The sequence below is a fragment of the Streptomyces sp. NPDC001002 genome (assembly GCF_053599215.1).
Window position 1 is genome coordinate 20,326 of the sequence record NZ_JBSFLV010000064.1, and the last position, 15,957, is coordinate 36,282.

General features: G+C 69.4%; 13 protein-coding genes and 1 pseudogene. 8 read left to right on the top strand and 6 right to left on the bottom strand.

Features of this window, described 5'->3' with window-relative positions; translation table 11 throughout:
- Positions 1-93 precede the first annotated feature (93 nt).
- Complete coding sequence (locus ACWDR3_RS26905) at positions 94-1,863, top strand: substrate-binding and VWA domain-containing protein (protein WP_450355147.1); 1,770 nt, start codon at positions 94-96, stop codon at positions 1,861-1,863.
- Between the two features lie 8 nt (positions 1,864-1,871).
- Here the strand turns inward: ACWDR3_RS26905 and ACWDR3_RS26910 are convergent, their stop codons facing one another.
- Entirely contained in the window at positions 1,872-3,386 is a 1,515-nt protein-coding gene (locus tag ACWDR3_RS26910) for a glutamate-cysteine ligase family protein (protein ID WP_450355148.1), read from the bottom strand.
- Positions 3,387-3,936: 550 nt separating this feature from the next.
- Between ACWDR3_RS26910 and ACWDR3_RS26915 the strand changes: the two genes are divergently transcribed.
- From ACWDR3_RS26915 to ACWDR3_RS26925, 3 genes and pseudogenes are all read left to right on the top strand, one after another.
- Positions 3,937-4,521: a hypothetical protein gene (locus tag ACWDR3_RS26915; protein WP_450355149.1), complete on the top strand. Its 585-nt coding sequence runs from the start codon at positions 3,937-3,939 to the stop codon at positions 4,519-4,521.
- A 388-nt stretch (positions 4,522-4,909) separates the two neighbouring features.
- On the top strand, positions 4,910-5,116 hold the full coding sequence (locus tag ACWDR3_RS26920; protein WP_450355150.1) for a DUF5999 family protein: 207 nt from the start codon (positions 4,910-4,912) through the stop codon (positions 5,114-5,116).
- A 223-nt stretch (positions 5,117-5,339) separates the two neighbouring features.
- Positions 5,340-5,973 (top strand): annotated as a pseudogene (locus ACWDR3_RS26925) (substrate-binding domain-containing protein); the annotation flags it as partial.
- Here the strand turns inward: ACWDR3_RS26925 and ACWDR3_RS26930 are convergent.
- From ACWDR3_RS26930 to ACWDR3_RS26945, 4 genes are all read right to left on the bottom strand, one after another.
- The gene (locus ACWDR3_RS26930) at positions 5,954-6,997 is read right to left on the bottom strand and encodes an endo-1,4-beta-xylanase (protein WP_450355151.1); all 1,044 of its coding nucleotides are present in this window, start codon (positions 6,995-6,997) and stop codon (positions 5,954-5,956) included. The pseudogene ACWDR3_RS26925 and the gene ACWDR3_RS26930 sit on opposite strands and share 20 nt — an antisense overlap.
- 48 nt (positions 6,998-7,045) lie before the next feature.
- Positions 7,046-7,810, bottom strand: coding sequence for a carbohydrate ABC transporter permease (locus tag ACWDR3_RS26935; RefSeq protein WP_450355170.1), 765 nt, complete (start codon positions 7,808-7,810; stop codon positions 7,046-7,048).
- A gap of 65 nt (positions 7,811-7,875) precedes the next feature.
- Positions 7,876-8,880, bottom strand: coding sequence for a carbohydrate ABC transporter permease (locus ACWDR3_RS26940; RefSeq protein ID WP_450355152.1), 1,005 nt, complete (start codon positions 8,878-8,880; stop codon positions 7,876-7,878).
- A gap of 62 nt (positions 8,881-8,942) precedes the next feature.
- On the bottom strand, positions 8,943-10,238 hold the full coding sequence (locus ACWDR3_RS26945) for an extracellular solute-binding protein (RefSeq protein ID WP_450355153.1): 1,296 nt from the start codon (positions 10,236-10,238) through the stop codon (positions 8,943-8,945).
- Positions 10,239-10,627: 389 nt separating this feature from the next.
- Between ACWDR3_RS26945 and ACWDR3_RS26950 the strand changes: the two genes are divergently transcribed.
- Entirely contained in the window at positions 10,628-12,577 is a 1,950-nt protein-coding gene (locus tag ACWDR3_RS26950) for an APC family permease (RefSeq protein ID WP_450355154.1), read from the top strand.
- Positions 12,578-12,788: 211 nt separating this feature from the next.
- Here ACWDR3_RS26950 and ACWDR3_RS26955 read toward each other — a convergent pair whose 3' ends face one another.
- Positions 12,789-13,349, bottom strand: coding sequence for a DUF1707 SHOCT-like domain-containing protein (locus ACWDR3_RS26955; protein WP_450355171.1), 561 nt, complete (start codon positions 13,347-13,349; stop codon positions 12,789-12,791).
- Between the two features lie 108 nt (positions 13,350-13,457).
- Between ACWDR3_RS26955 and ACWDR3_RS26960 the strand changes: the two genes are divergently transcribed.
- From ACWDR3_RS26960 to ACWDR3_RS26970, 3 genes are all read left to right on the top strand, one after another.
- The gene (locus tag ACWDR3_RS26960; RefSeq protein WP_124000491.1) at positions 13,458-13,853 is read left to right on the top strand and encodes a TOBE domain-containing protein; all 396 of its coding nucleotides are present in this window, start codon (positions 13,458-13,460) and stop codon (positions 13,851-13,853) included.
- A 255-nt stretch (positions 13,854-14,108) separates the two neighbouring features.
- On the top strand, positions 14,109-14,936 hold the full coding sequence (gene modA / locus ACWDR3_RS26965; protein ID WP_450355155.1) for a molybdate ABC transporter substrate-binding protein: 828 nt from the start codon (positions 14,109-14,111) through the stop codon (positions 14,934-14,936).
- Complete coding sequence (locus ACWDR3_RS26970; RefSeq protein WP_450355156.1) at positions 14,933-15,796, top strand: ABC transporter permease; 864 nt, start codon at positions 14,933-14,935, stop codon at positions 15,794-15,796. Before modA ends, ACWDR3_RS26970 begins: the two co-directional genes overlap by 4 nt.
- Positions 15,797-15,957: the final 161 nt, after the last annotated feature.

Genomic DNA, 15,957 nt, shown 5'->3' on the forward strand with positions numbered 1-15,957 from the left:
GGGGGGACGGACGCCGTACGGGCGTGCCTCCCCCGTTCCATGCCGTACGGCTGTAATCCGGCACGAGGTTCAACAGGGAGGGGCACCACCGTCATGGGACGTCACAGCTTGCCCACTCAGTATGGGGCGGGCGTCAGCGACCCCCGTCCCCGCGCCCGCCGCCGCACGGTCGCCGTCGCCACGGCCCTGGTCCTCACCGTCGCCGGCGGCACCGCGGCCGCCGCCAAGAGCGGCCTGCTCTCCTTCGGCACCTCCTGCCAGGACGACCCGGTACGGATCTCGCTCGCCGCCTCCCCCGACATCGCCCCCGCCCTGACGGCCGCCGCGAAGCGGGCCCGCACCGAGGACATCACCTCCGACGGCCGCTGTGTCGCCGTCACGGTGAACGCCCGCGAGTCGTACAAGGTCGCCGACACGCTGGGCGCCGGCAAGAAGATCGACGAGCAGGTGTGGGTGCCGGACGCCGACCTGTGGATCCAGCGGATCACCGCCGACAGCGGCGCGACCGACGTGACCCCGTCGGGCGCGGTGGCCTCCACGCCGGTCGGCGTGGCCATGGTGCCGGCCGCGGCCAAGTCGCTGGGGTGGCCGAAGAAGACGTACAGCTGGATCGAACTGGCCGGTGCCACCCTGCAGAGCGACTCGCTCAAGCTCGGCGCGGCCGATCCCTCGCGCAGTGCGACTGGGCTGCTCGCGCTGACCCAGATCGGGACGGCCGCCTCGGGGCTCAAGGACGGCGACACCCAGGCGGCGGCGATGATGAAGACGCTGTCGCAGCGCACCTCGGACACCGACGGCCAGGTCCTGGACACGCTGCCCCGGGACTCCTCGGGCACCGAGCAGGGCAACCCCAAGCGCAACCAGGCGCTGATCCTCACCGAGCAGGCGGCGTACACGTACAACACGTCGAACGACACCGACGGCAGCCTGGACATGTTCTACCCGAAGGACGGCTCGCCCCGGCTGAACTACCCGTACGCGATGGTCGACCAGCTGACCACCGACCAGAGCCGGGCCGCGCTGCGGTTCATGAACTACCTGCGCCAGCCGGAGCAGTTGACGCTGCTGGAGAAGTACGGCTTCCGCACGGACGACGACCAGGCGCCGGGGGCCGTGGTCGCCAAGGCGGGCGGCGCCGGCCCGCAGCCGTACGCGGCGGCCGCGCCGCAGCCGGCCGACGACACGGCGCTCCAGGAGGCGCTCGGCACGTGGACGATCACCGTGCAGAGCGCGCGGATCACCACGGTCGTGGACGCCTCCTCGTCGATGTCGGAGCCCGTGCCGAAGACCGGTCAGTCGCGGATGGACGTCACCAAGGCGTCCCTGCTCCAGGCCCTCGCCACCTTCACCCCGGAGGACGAGATCGGCCTGTGGGAGTTCTCCACCAAGCTGGACGGCAAGAAGGACTACCGCATCCTGGTGCCGACCGAGCGGCTCGGCGACCAGAAGGCCGCCGGCACCCAGCGCGACAAGCTGTCGGCCGCGTTCAGCGCCCTGAAGCCGGTCCCGGACGGGGCCACGGGTCTGTACGACACCACGCTCGCCGCGTACCGGGCGGCCACCGAGTCGTACTCCCCCGGGAAGTTCAACGCCCTGGTCATCCTCACCGACGGCGTCAACCAGGACCCCGGCAGCATCTCCCGCACCAACCTGATCACCGAGTTGCAGAAGCTCACCAACCCCGAGCGCCCGGTGCCTCTCATCGTGATCGCCGTGGGCCCCGACGCCGACAAGGAGGAGGCCCAGGAGATCGCCGAGGCCACCGGCGGCTCGGGCCAGTCGGTCAGCAACCCGGCCCAGATCCACACGGTCATCCTCAAGGCGATCGTGGCGGCGGGCGCCCAGGGCGACACCGCCGACTGACCGCCGCCTCACCCCAGCGGCACGGGCTCCGGAAGCCCCACCGGCCAGGTGTGCACGGGATCTCCCTTGTGCATGAGCTCGCTGTAGCGCCGAGTCGTCGCGGCGAACGCGGCATCCCGCGCGAGCCCCGCCTCCAGCGCCCCGTGGAAGGTCGCCGCCTGCCAGGACGCACCGTTGACCCGACGGCGGCAGCGCTCCTCGATGACCCCCAGATACAGATCCCGATCGGCCGGCTCCACCCCCCACGCGTCCAGCCCGACCTCGGCCAACGGCAGCAGTTCGTCGCGTACGAGGGTCACCGCGTCGATCGGCGCAGTGCCGCCGTACCGGCCGCGGGGCCACTCCAGGCGGGCGTCGATGCCGTGTCGGCACGCCTCGTCGAAGTTGGCGGCGGCGGCCTCGAAGGGCAGCCGGCTCCACACCGGGCGCGATTCCTCGGCGAGGGCGCGGACGACGCCGTAGTAGAAGGCCGCGTTGGCGATGACGTCGGTGACGGTGGGGCCCGCGGGCAGCACGCGATTCTCCACGCGCAGGTGCGGGACGCCGTCCGCGATGCCGTAGACCGGGCGGTTCCAGCGGTACACCGTGCCGTTGTGCAGGACGAGTTCGGCCAGGCTCGGGATGCCGCCCGCGTCGAGGACGTCGAGGGGCTCCTCGTCGTCGTGGATCGGCAGCAGCGCGGGGAAGAAACGCAGGTTCTCCTCGAAGAGGTCGTAGGCGGAGTCGATCCACCGCTCCCCGAACCAGGTGCGCGGGCGCACTCCTTGGGCCTGGAGCTCGGGCGGACGGGTGTCGGTGGACTGCTGGAAGAGCGGCGGCCGGGACTCGCGCCACAGCTCACGGCCGAACAGGAAGGGCGAGTTGGCGCCGACGGCGACCTGGACGGCGGCGACGGCCTGCGCGGCGTTCCACACGTCGGCGAAGCGGCCGGGCGTGACCTGGAGGTGCAGCTGCACCGAGGTGCACGCGGCCTCCGGGGCTATGGACTTCGAGGTGCAGGTGAGGCGTTCCACGCCGTCGATGTCGAGGACGAAGTCCTCGCCGCGGGCGGCCACGATCTGGTCGTTGAGCAGCGTGTAGCGGTCGACGTCGGAGAGATTGGAGGAGATCAGATCGTCCCGGTCGAGGGTCGGCAGAATACCGATCATCACGATTCCGGCGTCGAGTTCCCCCGCTTTCCGGTGCGCATATGCCAGGGACGTACGGAGTTCCTCGGCGAGCTGGTCGAATACCCGGCCGCCCAGCCGATGTGGGGCTATGTTGACTTCCAGATTGAACATGGCGAGTTCTGTTTGGAAATCTCGGCTCGCGATCCGTTCCAGCACCTGCGCATTGAGCATTCTCGGCATGCCGTCGGGCCCCGCGAGATTCAATTCGATCTCGACCCCCATGAGGTTCTGGGGGCGGTCGAACAGCTTCTGCTCCAGCAATCGCTCCAGCCCCGTCAGACACCGTCGGAGCTTGGCGCGGTAACGCTGCCGATCGGACAGATCGAACCCACCTGCGACGACCTTCTCCCCCATCGGAGCATCCCTCCTCTCACGGACGGGCCGAAGATCGGCCGCCGGCGTCCCGGTCACGTGGGATGATGCCCAGCCGAGCCGATCGATAACGTCCCCGTTCCGGCCCACCGACCGCTACTCTGGCCAGATGTGACCGGCGGCACATTCACCGGGCATGGGGCAGCACGCAGTTTCGAGTTCCCGACAGACTCGTGAAAAACGCCGACGAGAATGGGCCGACCGCTTCCCCGACATTTTCCGAGGTCACCGCCGTAAGGCTCGATCGGAAACGGGATGTTCCCCGCGAATCTCCGACCGAATGCACTCTTGCCGGGTACACCGGAAGCGGCTAGACGAAACATCGTCAGAACACACCTCGTATAAACTCCGCGAACAAGGCAGAGGGGTGGCGCCCGCGGTCCTGGAACCTGCCGTCGAGGTGACGTGCGGCAGGCCTCACCCACACTCCTCGTTCCCAGACCCGGCCCCGCCTCTCTGCCCCCGCGAGCAGACAGCGCCGTCCGCCCCCGCCCTCGCGCCACCGTGCCTGTCGAATGAGAGGCGACCCACCATGCCGCTGCATGTCCCCCCGGCTCCCGCGCCCGCCCTTCGCACCGTTCTCACCGCACTCGCCTCGCCCACCGCGGTCCGCGAGGCCAGGACCCCTGCCCTGCTGTGCTCCCAGGGGCCCGCGACCCCCGAACTCCCCCTGCCCGTATACGTGTTGGACGACATCACCCCGGCAGGCGCGTCCGCCACCCGGCTGGCCGGGTGGCGTTTTCTGATCCGCTGCGGCGAGCGCGCGGTGGCCGCGGCCGAGACCCGGCTGACCCCGGACGGCTGGGCCTTCTCGCACTTCTTCGAGGGGCCCTACATCGCCGCCACCGAGCGCGCCCTGCGCCAGGCCGACACCATGACCCAGCACTACCAGCCCCGCCTGCTCTCCGTGCCCGCCCTGTACATGCTCACGCTGTGGCTGCACGGGGACTGCGGCGCGGACGGCGCCACCGGCCACCCCGCGGCCACCGACCTGCTCGTCCCGCTGGCGCCCGCCCCGCCCGGTATCGCGGCCCACCGTCCGCACCGGGTCGCCGAACTGCTCCCGGTGCTGACCCATCGGGTGACTCCCGCACCTCTCCTGGGCTCGCCCGCCTGACAGAACCCTTTCGCGACGGCACTCGTACCCCGCCCCGGAATTCCGGGTGACGGGGTACGTCGCATTTCCCGGCCGCATTGTGCTCGTACGAGCAATTCAACGCTCGTACGAGCCTGAAGCGCGCTCTGACCTGGACGGACTAGCCCCATCCGACCACCGGGAACCATCCAAAGTGACAGTGCAGTTGGAATGAACCGTCCGGCCGGGTGATGCGTCATCAACCTGTGAGGAAGCGGTGCCGCTAAATCCCTGCGGATTGACGTCCGTAGGGCAACACTGGGTTCTGACCGACTTATCACAACGGGGGGCGGCCATGGACGAGACTTCCAGCCGCGAGACAGACACAACAGCCAGCACACACCTCACGACACAGCGAAAGATCCCACCAATGTGCCAGCACCAGCAACCGTGCCCCTCAGCCGACTCGGCCGACCGGGAATCCGCCCGCCTCATGGCGCACCACCCGGAGCAGGGCTGGAGCCTGCTGTGCAACGGCGTCCTGCTCTTCGAGGACACCGGTGAGCTCCTGCCGGACGGCCAGATCATCGCCCCGCACCGCCCTGAGGGCACCAACCCGGTGATGACCGCCGCCTGAGCACCACCGGGCGGTATGGCGCACCGCCCGGAGACTTGAGGGGCCGGTCGCAGGAACACTGCGAGCCGGCCCCGACGCATGTCCGGGGTCGATCACTGCGTGTAGTGCCACGTGTGCGTGCGTGTGCGCCCAGGGGTTTCCCTGCGATTGTCGAGCGATCTCCGCGCCTCTTCCGGAAGACTTCTGGACGTTTCGAGAACCGTCGGCGAGGGTGGGCGAATGGACAGCACACGAGGTCGTCAACGGCCGTTCCGACGTGTCGCCCACGACCCGCGCCCGCGTCGAGGACCTGCTCCTCAGACACGGCCACCGCAGACGCGCCACCGCCTCCGGCACCCGTGCCGCCCTGCTGGACCTGGTCTTCGACTGGTGCACGAGGAGTTGCGCACCCTCGGCGTCCCACTGGTGGTCGTCGACCCGGCGGGCTCCCCGGCCCTCGACGTGCCCGCGGTCGGCGCCGCCAACTGGTCCGGTGGCATGGCGGCCACCGAACACCTGCTCTCGCTCGGCCACCGCAGGATCGGCCTGATCGCGGGCCCGCCCCGGCTGCTCTGCTCCCGCGCCCGCCTCGACGGCTACCGCGCGGCGCTGCAGGGCGCCGCATCGAGCCCGACGACACGCTCGTCGTCCCCGGCGACTTCCACGACGACCTCCCGGAAGTCCTCTGGTCCGCTCCCCCGCTCACCACGGTCCGCCAACCGCTCGCCGACATGGGCAAGTTGGCCGTCCACACGGTCCTGCGCCTGGCCCGCGGCGAACAGCCGGACTCGCCCCGCGTGGAGCTGGGCACGGAGCTGGTGGTGCGGTCCAGCACCGCACCACCGTCACCCCGTCGCGCTACTTCAACGCGTCCCTGATCGCGAAGTACGCGGGCTTGGGCAGGAGTTGCTCGTCCCACGGCAGCGCGGCGCCCTCACCCGGGAAGAAGGCCGGGATCCACGAGTACTTGTCGGTGTAGTCCCACACCGTGATGCCCACACACCGGCGCACCGCGAGGCACGCCTCGGTGAGATCCCGGTACCAGTCGGCCTGTTGGGCCAGCTTCTCGTCGGTCGCCGGCAGGATCATCCGTACGTCGACCTCGGTGAGCGCGGTGTCCAGGCCGAGCCGGGAGAAGCGCCGGAGGTTGTCCTCCAGGGTCGTGGGATAGCCGTACTGCAGGGCGAGATGGGCCTGGAGGCCGATGCCGTCGAGCGGGACGCGCTGGGCCTTCAGCTCCTTGGCCAGGGCGTAGTAGGCATCGCTCTTCGGGCCGACCGCCTCGATGTTGTAGTCGTTGAGGTACAACTTGGCGTGCGGGTCGGCCTGGTGGGCCCAGCGCAGCGCGTCCGCGATGTAGCCGGGGCCGAGCGTCTTGTACCAGAGGGTCTCGCGGTAGGTGCCGTCCTCGTTGAACGCCTCGTTGACGACGTCCCATGAGTAGACCTTGCCGCGGTAGTGCCGTACCTCCGTCTGGATGTGCTTCTTCAGTACGGCCCGCAGCTCGTCGGCGCTCCACTCGCGGCCGGTGAGCCAGTTCGGCAACTGGCTGTGCCAGACCAGCGTGTGGGCGCGGACCCGCTGGTGGTTGGCGCGGGCGAGGTCGACGATCTCGTCGCCGTTGGTCCAGTCGAAGACGCCCTGCTGCGGTTCGGTGGCGTACCACTTCATGCCGTTGCCAGGGGTGATCATGTCGAACTCGCTGCCGAGCAGGGCCTTGTAGGCGGTGTCGGTGAGTTCGGGGTTGTCGGTGGCGCTGCCGAAGTAGCGGCCGTGGCGCTGGGCCAGGTCGGCGAGGGTCGGCTGTTTGTGGCTCGCCTGGGCCGGTGAGCCGGTGCCGATCCCGGTGGCGACCAGGGCGGCGGCGAGGACGCCGACGAGTCTGAGCCTGTTCTTGCGCATGGTGCGACTCCTCACGTGCGGGTGTGTGGGTGAGCCGTACGACCGCGGTCAGCCCTTGGTGGCGCCGGCGGTGAGGCCGCCGACGAGCTGGCGCTCGGCGACCGAGTAGAAGGCGAGGGCGGGGACCATCGCGAGGACCAGGTAGGCGAAGACGCGGGCGTACTCCGCCGAGTACTGGCCCTGGAACTGCTGGACGCCGATCGGCAGGGTCCACCACTTGGCGTCGGTGAACACCAGCAGCGGCAGGAAGAAGTTGTTCCAGCTGGTGACCACGGCCAGCACGGAGACCGTGCCGAGCGCGGGCCGCGCCATGGGCAGCAGGATCCGCCAGAAGAACCCGAAGGCGCTGCACCCGTCGAGCGTGGCCGCCTCCTCCAACTCGCCCGGGATCTGCCGGAAGAAGCCGCGCAGGATGATGATCGTCATCGGCAGCGCGAAGGCGGCCTGCGGGAGGATCACACCGAGCGGGTTGTCGAGCAGACCGAGCGAGCGCAGCAGCAGGAACAGCGGCAGCACCGCCACCGCGAAGGGGAACATCAGCCCCATCGTGAACACGGTGAACAGCACCTCCCGCCCGCGGAAGGCGAATCGGGCGAAGGAGAACGCGGCGAGCGCCGACACGGCGACCACCAGCACGGTCGTACCCACCGCGATCAGCGTGCTGTTGCCGACCAGACGCCAGAAGTCGCCCGAGCCGAGGATGTCGGTGTAGTTGCCGGTCAGCCAGTGCTCGGGCAGTCCGAAGGGGTTGCGGGAGAGCTCGTCGGTGGACTTGAAGCCGGACAGGGCCGCGTACACCAGGGGTACGACCATCACCGCGCCGACGGCGAGGAGGATCACGTGCAGCGGCAGGGTCCGTACGGCGCCTGCTTTGCGGGTCACTTGCCGTCTCCCCTCATCGTGGTGGTCGCCCCTTCGAGGTCGCGGCGGAGCACGAACCGCTGGTAGGCGAGGGCGAAGACGAGACAGATGCCGAACATGACCACGCTGATCGCGCTGGCGTAGCCGACCTGGTAGCGCTTGAAGCCGTACTGGAACATGGTCACGGCCATCGTCTCGGAGTGGTGGTCGGGGCCGCCCTGGGTCACCACCCAGACCAGGTCGAAGAGTTGGATCGACCCGATGACGGACAGGAAGACGCTGATGCGCAGGGTGGGCGCGAGCAGCGGCAGGGTGACGTTGCGGAACCGCTGCCACGCGTTGGCCCCGTCGATCAGCGCGGCTTCCGTCAACTCGGCCGGGATGGACTGGAGTCCGGCGAGATAGAGCATCATGTGGAAGCCGAAGTACTTCCACGTCATGACGAGGAACAGCGTCGCCATGACGTACGAGGGATCGGCGAACCACTCCCCGCCCAGACCGTCCAGACCGATCCCGCCGAGGACATGGTCGGCGAGCCCGGCGTCCGGTGCGAAGACCATGCTGAACAGCACGCCGGTGATGGCCTCGGACAGGACGTACGGCGCGAAGAACAGCATCCGGTACACGGCCCGTCCGCGCAGCCGCTGGTTGAGCAGGACCGCCATGGCGAGCGCGAACGGCAGTTGGAGCGCGAGCGACAGCAGCACCAGGACCAGGCAGCGCCACAGGTCGCCGAGGAACACCGGGTCCTGGAAGAGCCGGGTGAAGTTGTCCGCGCCGGTGTAGTCGGAGGGCATCCCGAAGCCGCCCCAGCGGAAGAAGGCCGCGTACAGCGCGAACAGCATCGGCAGCAGTACGAGGCCCACGAACAGGACCAGCGCGGGCAGTTGGAAGCCGACCGCGGTGAGCCAGTTCAGCGTGCGCCGCCGGGCCCGCCCCCGGGCCGAGGCCTTGGTCGGAGGCGGAGGCAGGACGGCGAGTTCGGGACCGTTCCGCTTGTCCGGAAGGAAAGTTGAGGTCATGGGCGGTCCGGGAGGAGGGGAGAGGTCCGGCTTTCCAGGAGAAGAGTGGGGATCATCGGCGGCTACTGCTCTTCCTTCGCGACCTTGGTGATCGACTGCGCGACCTGCTCGGGGGACTTGGAGCCGGCGATGAGCGCGCCGACGCTGTCGTTGACCTCCTGGCCGACGGCGGGGGCGTAGGCCTGGTCGAGGTAGAGCTGGAAGCCGGTGGCGCCCGTCAACTGGGCTTGTACGGCCTTGGTGTTGGGGTCGGAGAGGGCGCTCGCGGCGGCAGGCACCACGGGCAGCACACCGGTCTTCTTGACGAGTTCGAGGTCGGTCGTCTCGGAGGCGAAGAACTTCAGGAAGTCGACGGCCGCCTGCGGGGCGCCCCTGCGCAGAGCGTGTCCGCCGCCCCCGCCGAACACCTCGGTGATGACGCCCTTTCCGCCCTCGACCGCGGGGAACGGGAAGAAGCCGAGGTTCGCGCCGAGCCCCTTGCCGGCATCCGCCTCGACCACCGGGGCCCACTGGCCCATGAGTTCCATGGCCGCCTTGCCGTTACCGACAGTCGCGGCCTGCCCGGTCGGTGTGGAGTACGCGGCCCCGAGGAACCCCTTCTGGAACGGCTGGAGTTGGATGAGGTCCTTGAAGTGCTGCCCGGCCTCGACGAACCCGGCTGCGGTGAAGTCCTTGTCCTCGTCGGCCTTTTGCAGGGCGTCGATGCCGGCGGTGCGCATGGCGAGGTAGGCCCAGTAGTACATGCCGGTCCACGTCTCCTTGCCCGCGAGGGCGAGGGGGGTGATGTTCTTGGCCTTCAGCTTGTTCACGACGTCGAGGAAGCCGCCCCAGGTGGTGGGGGGTTCACCGATACCGGCCTGCTTGAACAGCGCCTTGTTGTACCAGAACCCGATCATGCCGATGTCGAACGGGATCCCGTACACCTTGTCGTCGATCAGATACGGCTGCTTCGCCACCGGCAGCAGTCCGTCGGCCCACGGCTTGGTCCGGTCGGTGAGGTCCTCGACGAGCCCGGCGTCGATCTGCTGCTTGAGGACGCCGCCGCCCCAGGTGTGGAAGACGTCCGGGAGCTTCCCCGAGGCGGTGAGAGCCGTCATCTTCGACTTGTAGGCGTCGTTCTCCAGCTGGACGATCTTCAGCTTCACCTTGGGGTTCTGCGCCTCGAACTTCTTGGCCAGGGCGGCCCAGACGCTCTTGGTCGGCTGGGTGGTGGAGATGTTCCACCACTCGACGGTGGTCGTCCCCGAGGACGACCCTCCGTCCGAGTCCCCGCCGCATCCGCTCAGTGCCGTCACGCCCAGACCGGCCGCGGCGGAGGCCGCGAGGAAGCCGCGGCGGGACAGTGCCCGGTCGCCCATCATGCGCTCCTTGGGGGTACGGGACGGCGTGTCCACGACCGTCCGGTGTGACCGAAAGTTTCGAAGAAGATTCAGAAAGATGCGTTGTTGCCGCACCCTAGAGACAGCCCCCAAAGGGTGGCAACCCTTTGAACACGGCGAATCCTCCGGCACACTCGATCTGCGGCCTGGCTCCGTAATATTCGTGCGCAAGGGCGAATGTTTCGCCAGCTCAGACGGCGCGGCCCGCAGCGCAGCCGGACCGGCCCGCGACCCAGCCAGTCTTAACGGAAGCTTGACGCCTCCGTCGCCGTCCTGCCCGGGCCCTGACGTCACTCTCCGCTTACGCTGGTTCGGCCGTCCGCGTGATGGCCAGAACCCACACGCCGCGACGCATCGGGAGCACACCCATGGCCACCACCGAGCACCCTCCCAGTCGCCTGCGCGAGTGGATGCTGGAGGGACTGTCCGACATGGGGAAGGCCGGCCGCGCGCGCCCGGCCGCCGAGGCGCAGCCCGCCCACAAGGGCCAGCGCTGGTACCGCGTGATGTGCCTGACCGGCGTCGACTACTTCTCCACGCTCGGCTACCAGCCCGGCATCGCCGCCCTGGCCGCCGGGCTGCTCTCGCCGGTGGCGACCATCGTGCTGGTCGTCGTCACGCTCGCCGGCGCCCTGCCCGTCTACCGGCGCGTGGCCGAGGAGAGCCCGCACGGCGAGGGCTCGATCGCGATGCTGGAGCGGCTGCTGTCCTTCTGGAAGGGCAAGCTGTTCGTCCTGACGCTGCTGGGCTTCGCGGCGACCGACTTCCTGATCACCATCACGCTCTCGGCAGCGGACGCCTCGACCCACCTGGTGGAGAACCCGCACCTCACCGACGCGCTGCACGACCACCGGATGCTGATCACGCTCGTCCTGGTCGCCCTGCTCGGCGCGGTGTTCCTCAAGGGCTTCCTGGAGGCGATCGGCGTCGCGGTCGCACTGGTCGTGATCTATCTCGGGCTGAACGTCGTCGTGGTGATCGTCGGCATCTGGCACGTCGCCACCGCAGGTCACGTGGTCACCGACTGGTCCAGCGCCCTGACCGCCGAGCACGGCAACGTCTTCGCCATGATCGGCGTGTCCCTGGTGGTCTTCCCCAAGCTCGCCCTCGGCCTCTCCGGCTTCGAGACCGGCGTCGCGGTCATGCCGCACGTCCAGGGCGACCCGGAGGACACCGAGGAGAACCCCAAGGGCCGCATCCGCGACACGAAGAAGCTCCTCACGGCCGCCGCCCTGATCATGAGCGTCTTCCTGATCGCGACCAGCTTCATCACCACGGTGCTGATCCCGGAGAAGGAGTTCGAGGCCGGCGGCCAGGCCAACGGCCGCGCCCTCGCCTTCCTGGCCCACGAGTACCTGGGCAACGCCTTCGGCACGGTCTACGACGTCTCGACCATCGCCATCCTCTGGTTCGCCGGCGCCTCCGCGATGGCGGGCCTGCTCAACCTGATGCCGCGCTATCTGCCCCGCTACGGCATGGCACCGCACTGGGCCCGCGCCGTGCGCCCCATGGTCATCGTCTTCACCCTGGTCGCCTTCCTCGTCACCTGGATCTTCGACGCGAGCGTCGACGCCCAGGGCGGTGCCTACGCCACCGGCGTCCTGGTCCTGATGTCCTCGGCGGCGATCGCCGTGACCATCGCCGCCCGCCGCGCCGGCCAGCGCAACTGGACCATCGCCTTCGCGGCCGTCTCGGCGGTCATGCTCTACGTCACCGTCGTGAACGTCATCGAGCGCCCCGACGGCGTCAAGATCGGTGCCTGCTTCATCGCCGGCATCATCCTGGTCTCACTGCTGTCCCGGCTGGCCCGCGCCTTCGAGCTGCGCGTCACCCATGTCGAGCTGGACGTGATGGCGGAACGATTCATCCGGGACATGGCCAGCCGCAAGATCCGCTTCATCGCCAACGAACCCGACCAGCGCGACAAGGCCGAGTACCGCGACAAGATCGAGCAGATCCGCAACGACAACGACATGCCGGAGCAGGAGGACTTCGTCTTCGTCGAGGTCACGGTGACGGACCCGTCCGAGTTCGAGTCGGGTCTGACGGTCCGGGGCGAGGTCCTGCACAACCGCTACCGGGTGCTGACCCTGGAGTCGTCCTCGGTCTCCAACGCCCTGGCCGCCCTGCTCCTGCACGTCCGCGACGAGACCGGCTGCACCCCGCACATCTACTTCGAGTGGACCGAGGGCAGCCCCTTCGCCAACTTCCTCCGCTTCTTCCTCTTCGGCCAGGGCGAGGTCGCCCCGGTCACCCGAGAGGTCCTCCGCGAGGCGGAACCGAACCGGGACCGGCGGCCGCGGGTGCACACGGGCTGATGCGGGTGCGCGGGGGCTGACGCGGGCGCAGATGGGCCGACTCGGGTGCGCAGGGGTTGAGCTGAACAATCGCCGCCGACCGCGGGTGCACATGGGCCGACCCGAACCGCGACCGCCGGATCGCGGGTGCGCGGGGGCTGACCTAAACAATGACCGCCGACCACGGGTGCACCCCGGCCGACCCGCACCACGCAGGCCCGACGAGCGGGCCCTACCCGGCGAACCCCCGCCGCCGCGGCCGTACCACCACCCGGCCATAGCTCTGGCGCCCGCCGACCTCGACCCGGAGTTCGACCGGAGTCTCCGCGTCCCCCGCCGTACGCACCTTGATCTTGGCGAACTCGGTCGCCAGGGAGTCGGTGTCCACCACAACCCCCGGCCGAGTCACCAGCCGCAGCGTGCCGCCCCGCATGTCGAGGTCGATGCGCAAGGTCTCGTGCGTGATCACGGCCTGGGTGAAGTCGAGCGTCACATCGCCCCAGGCCGACTCGATCTCCAGCACCCGGGGAACCAGCCACCGGTCCCCGCGCCGGACGGATCCGCCCTGCTGCTCGATGCGTACGACGTCCTTCACCTCGGCCACGACCGCCCGGGCCTCCGCCGGCAGGTCCAGCGTCAGGACGGCGAGCTCGCCCAGCGTGCGGGCGGTCAGGGCGGCCTCCACGCGCTCGTCGAGCTCCTCCGAGGTCAGCCGACCGTCACCGGCGGCGACGCGCAGCACGTCCACAACCCGGTCCCGGTCCATGTGCGAGGCCCGCAGCTCGTCCGCCATACCCTCACCCGCTCCGATCACAGTCACCCCACTAACGCTATATCGCGATACACCCGACGCTCAACCCCACGTCCGCCAAAGCGCGTTCACGGCCCTATCGTGATCCGCATGCAGTCCTACACAATCGGCCAGGCAGCGCGGCTGCTCGGCGTGAGCCCCGACACCGCGCGCCGCTGGGCCGACGCCGGCCGGGTGACCACCCACCGCGACGACAGCGGACGCCGGCTCATCGAGGGGCGCGACCTGGCGGCGTTCTCGGTCGAACTCGCCAAGGCGGACGGCGAGGAGGAGGCCCCGTCCCACACCTCCGTACGCAACGCCTTCCCCGGGATCGTCACCGCGATCAAGCTCGGGGACGTGGCGGCCCAGGTCGAGATCCAGGCGGGCCCGCACCGGCTCGTCTCGCTACTGACCCGCGAGGCTGTCGAGGACCTCGGCCTGGAGGTGGGCATGGAGGCCACGGCCAGGGTCAAGTCGACAAATGTCCACATCGACCGCACCTGACCAACTCACCTCGCCCGGCACACCACTCTCGTGCGACCGAATCCCACCTCACCCGACACACCACTCCCGTGCGGCCGAATCCCACCCACCCGGCACATCACTCCCGTACGAACGCACATGCCACCCCACACCGGCATCGCTCCAGCTCATGCGATGCGACAGGAGACTTACGCCTCGCAAATGCGCCAGTATGATCGGCGCACGGGAGGCGCCCGACGGGTTCCTCCACGAGAAGACAGAGGGAGTGGACCCGTGATGACCCGTTCCGCGCGCAGGACCCGCCGGACCCTGCAAGTGGCAGGTGCGGGAGCCGCCGCGCTGCTGGCCCTGAGCGCGTGCTCCTCCGATTCGGACTCGGACTCCACCAAGTCGGATTCGTCGGCGTCGGCGTCCTCGTCGCCGAAGCTGTCCGGCACGGTCACCGTGTTCGCGGCCGCCTCGCTCCAGGAGAGCTTCTCGACGCTGGGCAAGGAGTTCGAGAAGCAGCACCCGGGCACCAAGGTCACGTTCAGTTTCGGCGGCAGCGACTCGCTGGCCGCGAGCATCACGGGCGGTGCGCCGGCCGACGTGTTCGCCTCGGCCAGCCCCAAGACGATGGCGATCGTGACGGACAAGGGCGACGGGGTCGGCACGCCCGCCACCTTCGTCCGCAACCAGCTGGAGATCGCCACCCTGCCGGGCAACCCCGACAAGGTCGCGTCCCTCAAGGACCTCACCAAGTCGGGCCTCAAGGTCGTCCTGTGCGACAAGACGGTGCCGTGCGGCGCCGCCGCTCAAAAGGCCCTGGACGCCAGCAAGTTGAAGCTCACCCCGGTCTCCTACGAGGAGGACGTCAAGTCCGCCCTCAACAAGGTGGTCCTGAAGGAGGCCGACGCGGCGGTCGTCTACAAGACGGATGTGAAGGCGGCGGGTGACAAGGTGGAGGGCGTGGACTTCCCCGAGTCGGCCGACGCCATCAACGACTACCCGATCACCCTCCTCAAGGACGCGCCCAACGCGACGGCGGCCAAGGCGTTCATCGCCCTGGTGCAGTCCGCCGAGGGCCAGAAGGTGCTGACCGAGGCCGGATTCCTCAAGCCGTGACCCCGAGCGACACGTCCGACGCCGCGGCCGAGACCTTGGAGTCCGCCCCGCGGCGAAGGCGTGTCCGCAAGGGAGCAGTGGGCCGAGGCGTCCCACTCCCCCTCCTGCTCCCCGCCCTCCTGGGCCTGGCCTTCCTCCTCCTCCCGCTGATCGCCCTGCTGGTCCGAGCCCCGTGGAGCACCCTCCCGGACCAACTCACGAGCACGGAGGTATGGCAGGCACTCCGCCTCTCCCTCCTCTGCGCCACAGCGGCGACGGCGGCAAGCCTGGTGATCGGAGTCCCCCTGGCCTGGCTACTGGCCCGCACGGACTTCCCGGGCCGAGGCTTGGTACGGGCCCTGGTGACCCTCCCCCTGGTCCTGCCCCCCGTGGTGGGCGGCGTAGCCCTGCTCCTCGCCCTCGGCCGCAACGGCATCGTCGGCCAGTGGCTGGACTCCTGGTTCGGCATCACGCTCCCCTTCACCACGACGGGCGTCATCGTCGCGGAGACCTTCGTGGCGATGCCGTTCCTGGTCATCAGCGTCGAAGGCACCCTGCGCGCGGCGGACCCGCGCTACGAGGAGGCGGCCACGACCTTGGGCGCCTCCCGCTTCACGGCATTCCGCCGAGTGACCCTCCCTTTGATCGCCCCAGGCATCGCGGCAGGCGCGGTCCTGGCCTGGGCCCGAGCGTTGGGCGAATTCGGAGCGACGATCACATTCGCCGGCAACTTCCCCGGCCGCACCCAAACCATGCCCCTGGCGGTCTACTTGGCCCTCCAGAACAACCCAGAAGCAGCCATCGCCCTGAGCCTGGTCCTCCTGGCCGTCTCGATCACCGTCCTGGCGGCACTACGGGAACGGTGGGTGAGCCCGGCGTGACCGCGTTGAAGTACCGCGAGCGGAAGGCGTGTTGGCCCGACGTGGCTCGAAGCGAAGACGCCTCGCCAGCGGCTGGCGTCGACTGGATCAACGGCACCGCGATGGAGGCAGGCATCTGTTGGACAGGCGGCGCCTCGACGAACACCCGCTGGATGACTGCC

Bases quoted from the DNA above. Each gene is read 5' to 3' on its own strand.
- ACWDR3_RS26960 (WP_124000491.1), top strand. From the start codon at position 13,458: ATGCAGTCCTACACAATCGGCCAGGCAGCGCGGCTGCTCGGCGTGAGC.
- ACWDR3_RS26915 (WP_450355149.1), top strand. From the start codon at position 3,937: ATGCCGCTGCATGTCCCCCCGGCTCCCGCGCCCGCCCTTCGCACCGTT.
- ACWDR3_RS26955 (WP_450355171.1), bottom strand. From the start codon at position 13,349: ATGGCGGACGAGCTGCGGGCCTCGCACATGGACCGGGACCGGGTTGTG.
- ACWDR3_RS26940 (WP_450355152.1), bottom strand. From the start codon at position 8,880: ATGACCTCAACTTTCCTTCCGGACAAGCGGAACGGTCCCGAACTCGCC.
- ACWDR3_RS26930 (WP_450355151.1), bottom strand. From the start codon at position 6,997: ATGCGCAAGAACAGGCTCAGACTCGTCGGCGTCCTCGCCGCCGCCCTG.
- ACWDR3_RS26945 (WP_450355153.1), bottom strand. From the start codon at position 10,238: ATGGGCGACCGGGCACTGTCCCGCCGCGGCTTCCTCGCGGCCTCCGCC.
- ACWDR3_RS26905 (WP_450355147.1), top strand. From the start codon at position 94: ATGGGACGTCACAGCTTGCCCACTCAGTATGGGGCGGGCGTCAGCGAC.
- modA (WP_450355155.1), top strand. From the start codon at position 14,109: ATGACCCGTTCCGCGCGCAGGACCCGCCGGACCCTGCAAGTGGCAGGT.
- ACWDR3_RS26920 (WP_450355150.1), top strand. From the start codon at position 4,910: ATGTGCCAGCACCAGCAACCGTGCCCCTCAGCCGACTCGGCCGACCGG.
- ACWDR3_RS26950 (WP_450355154.1), top strand. From the start codon at position 10,628: ATGGCCACCACCGAGCACCCTCCCAGTCGCCTGCGCGAGTGGATGCTG.
- ACWDR3_RS26935 (WP_450355170.1), bottom strand. From the start codon at position 7,810: ATGGTCGTACCCCTGGTGTACGCGGCCCTGTCCGGCTTCAAGTCCACC.
- ACWDR3_RS26910 (WP_450355148.1), bottom strand. From the start codon at position 3,386: ATGGGGGAGAAGGTCGTCGCAGGTGGGTTCGATCTGTCCGATCGGCAG.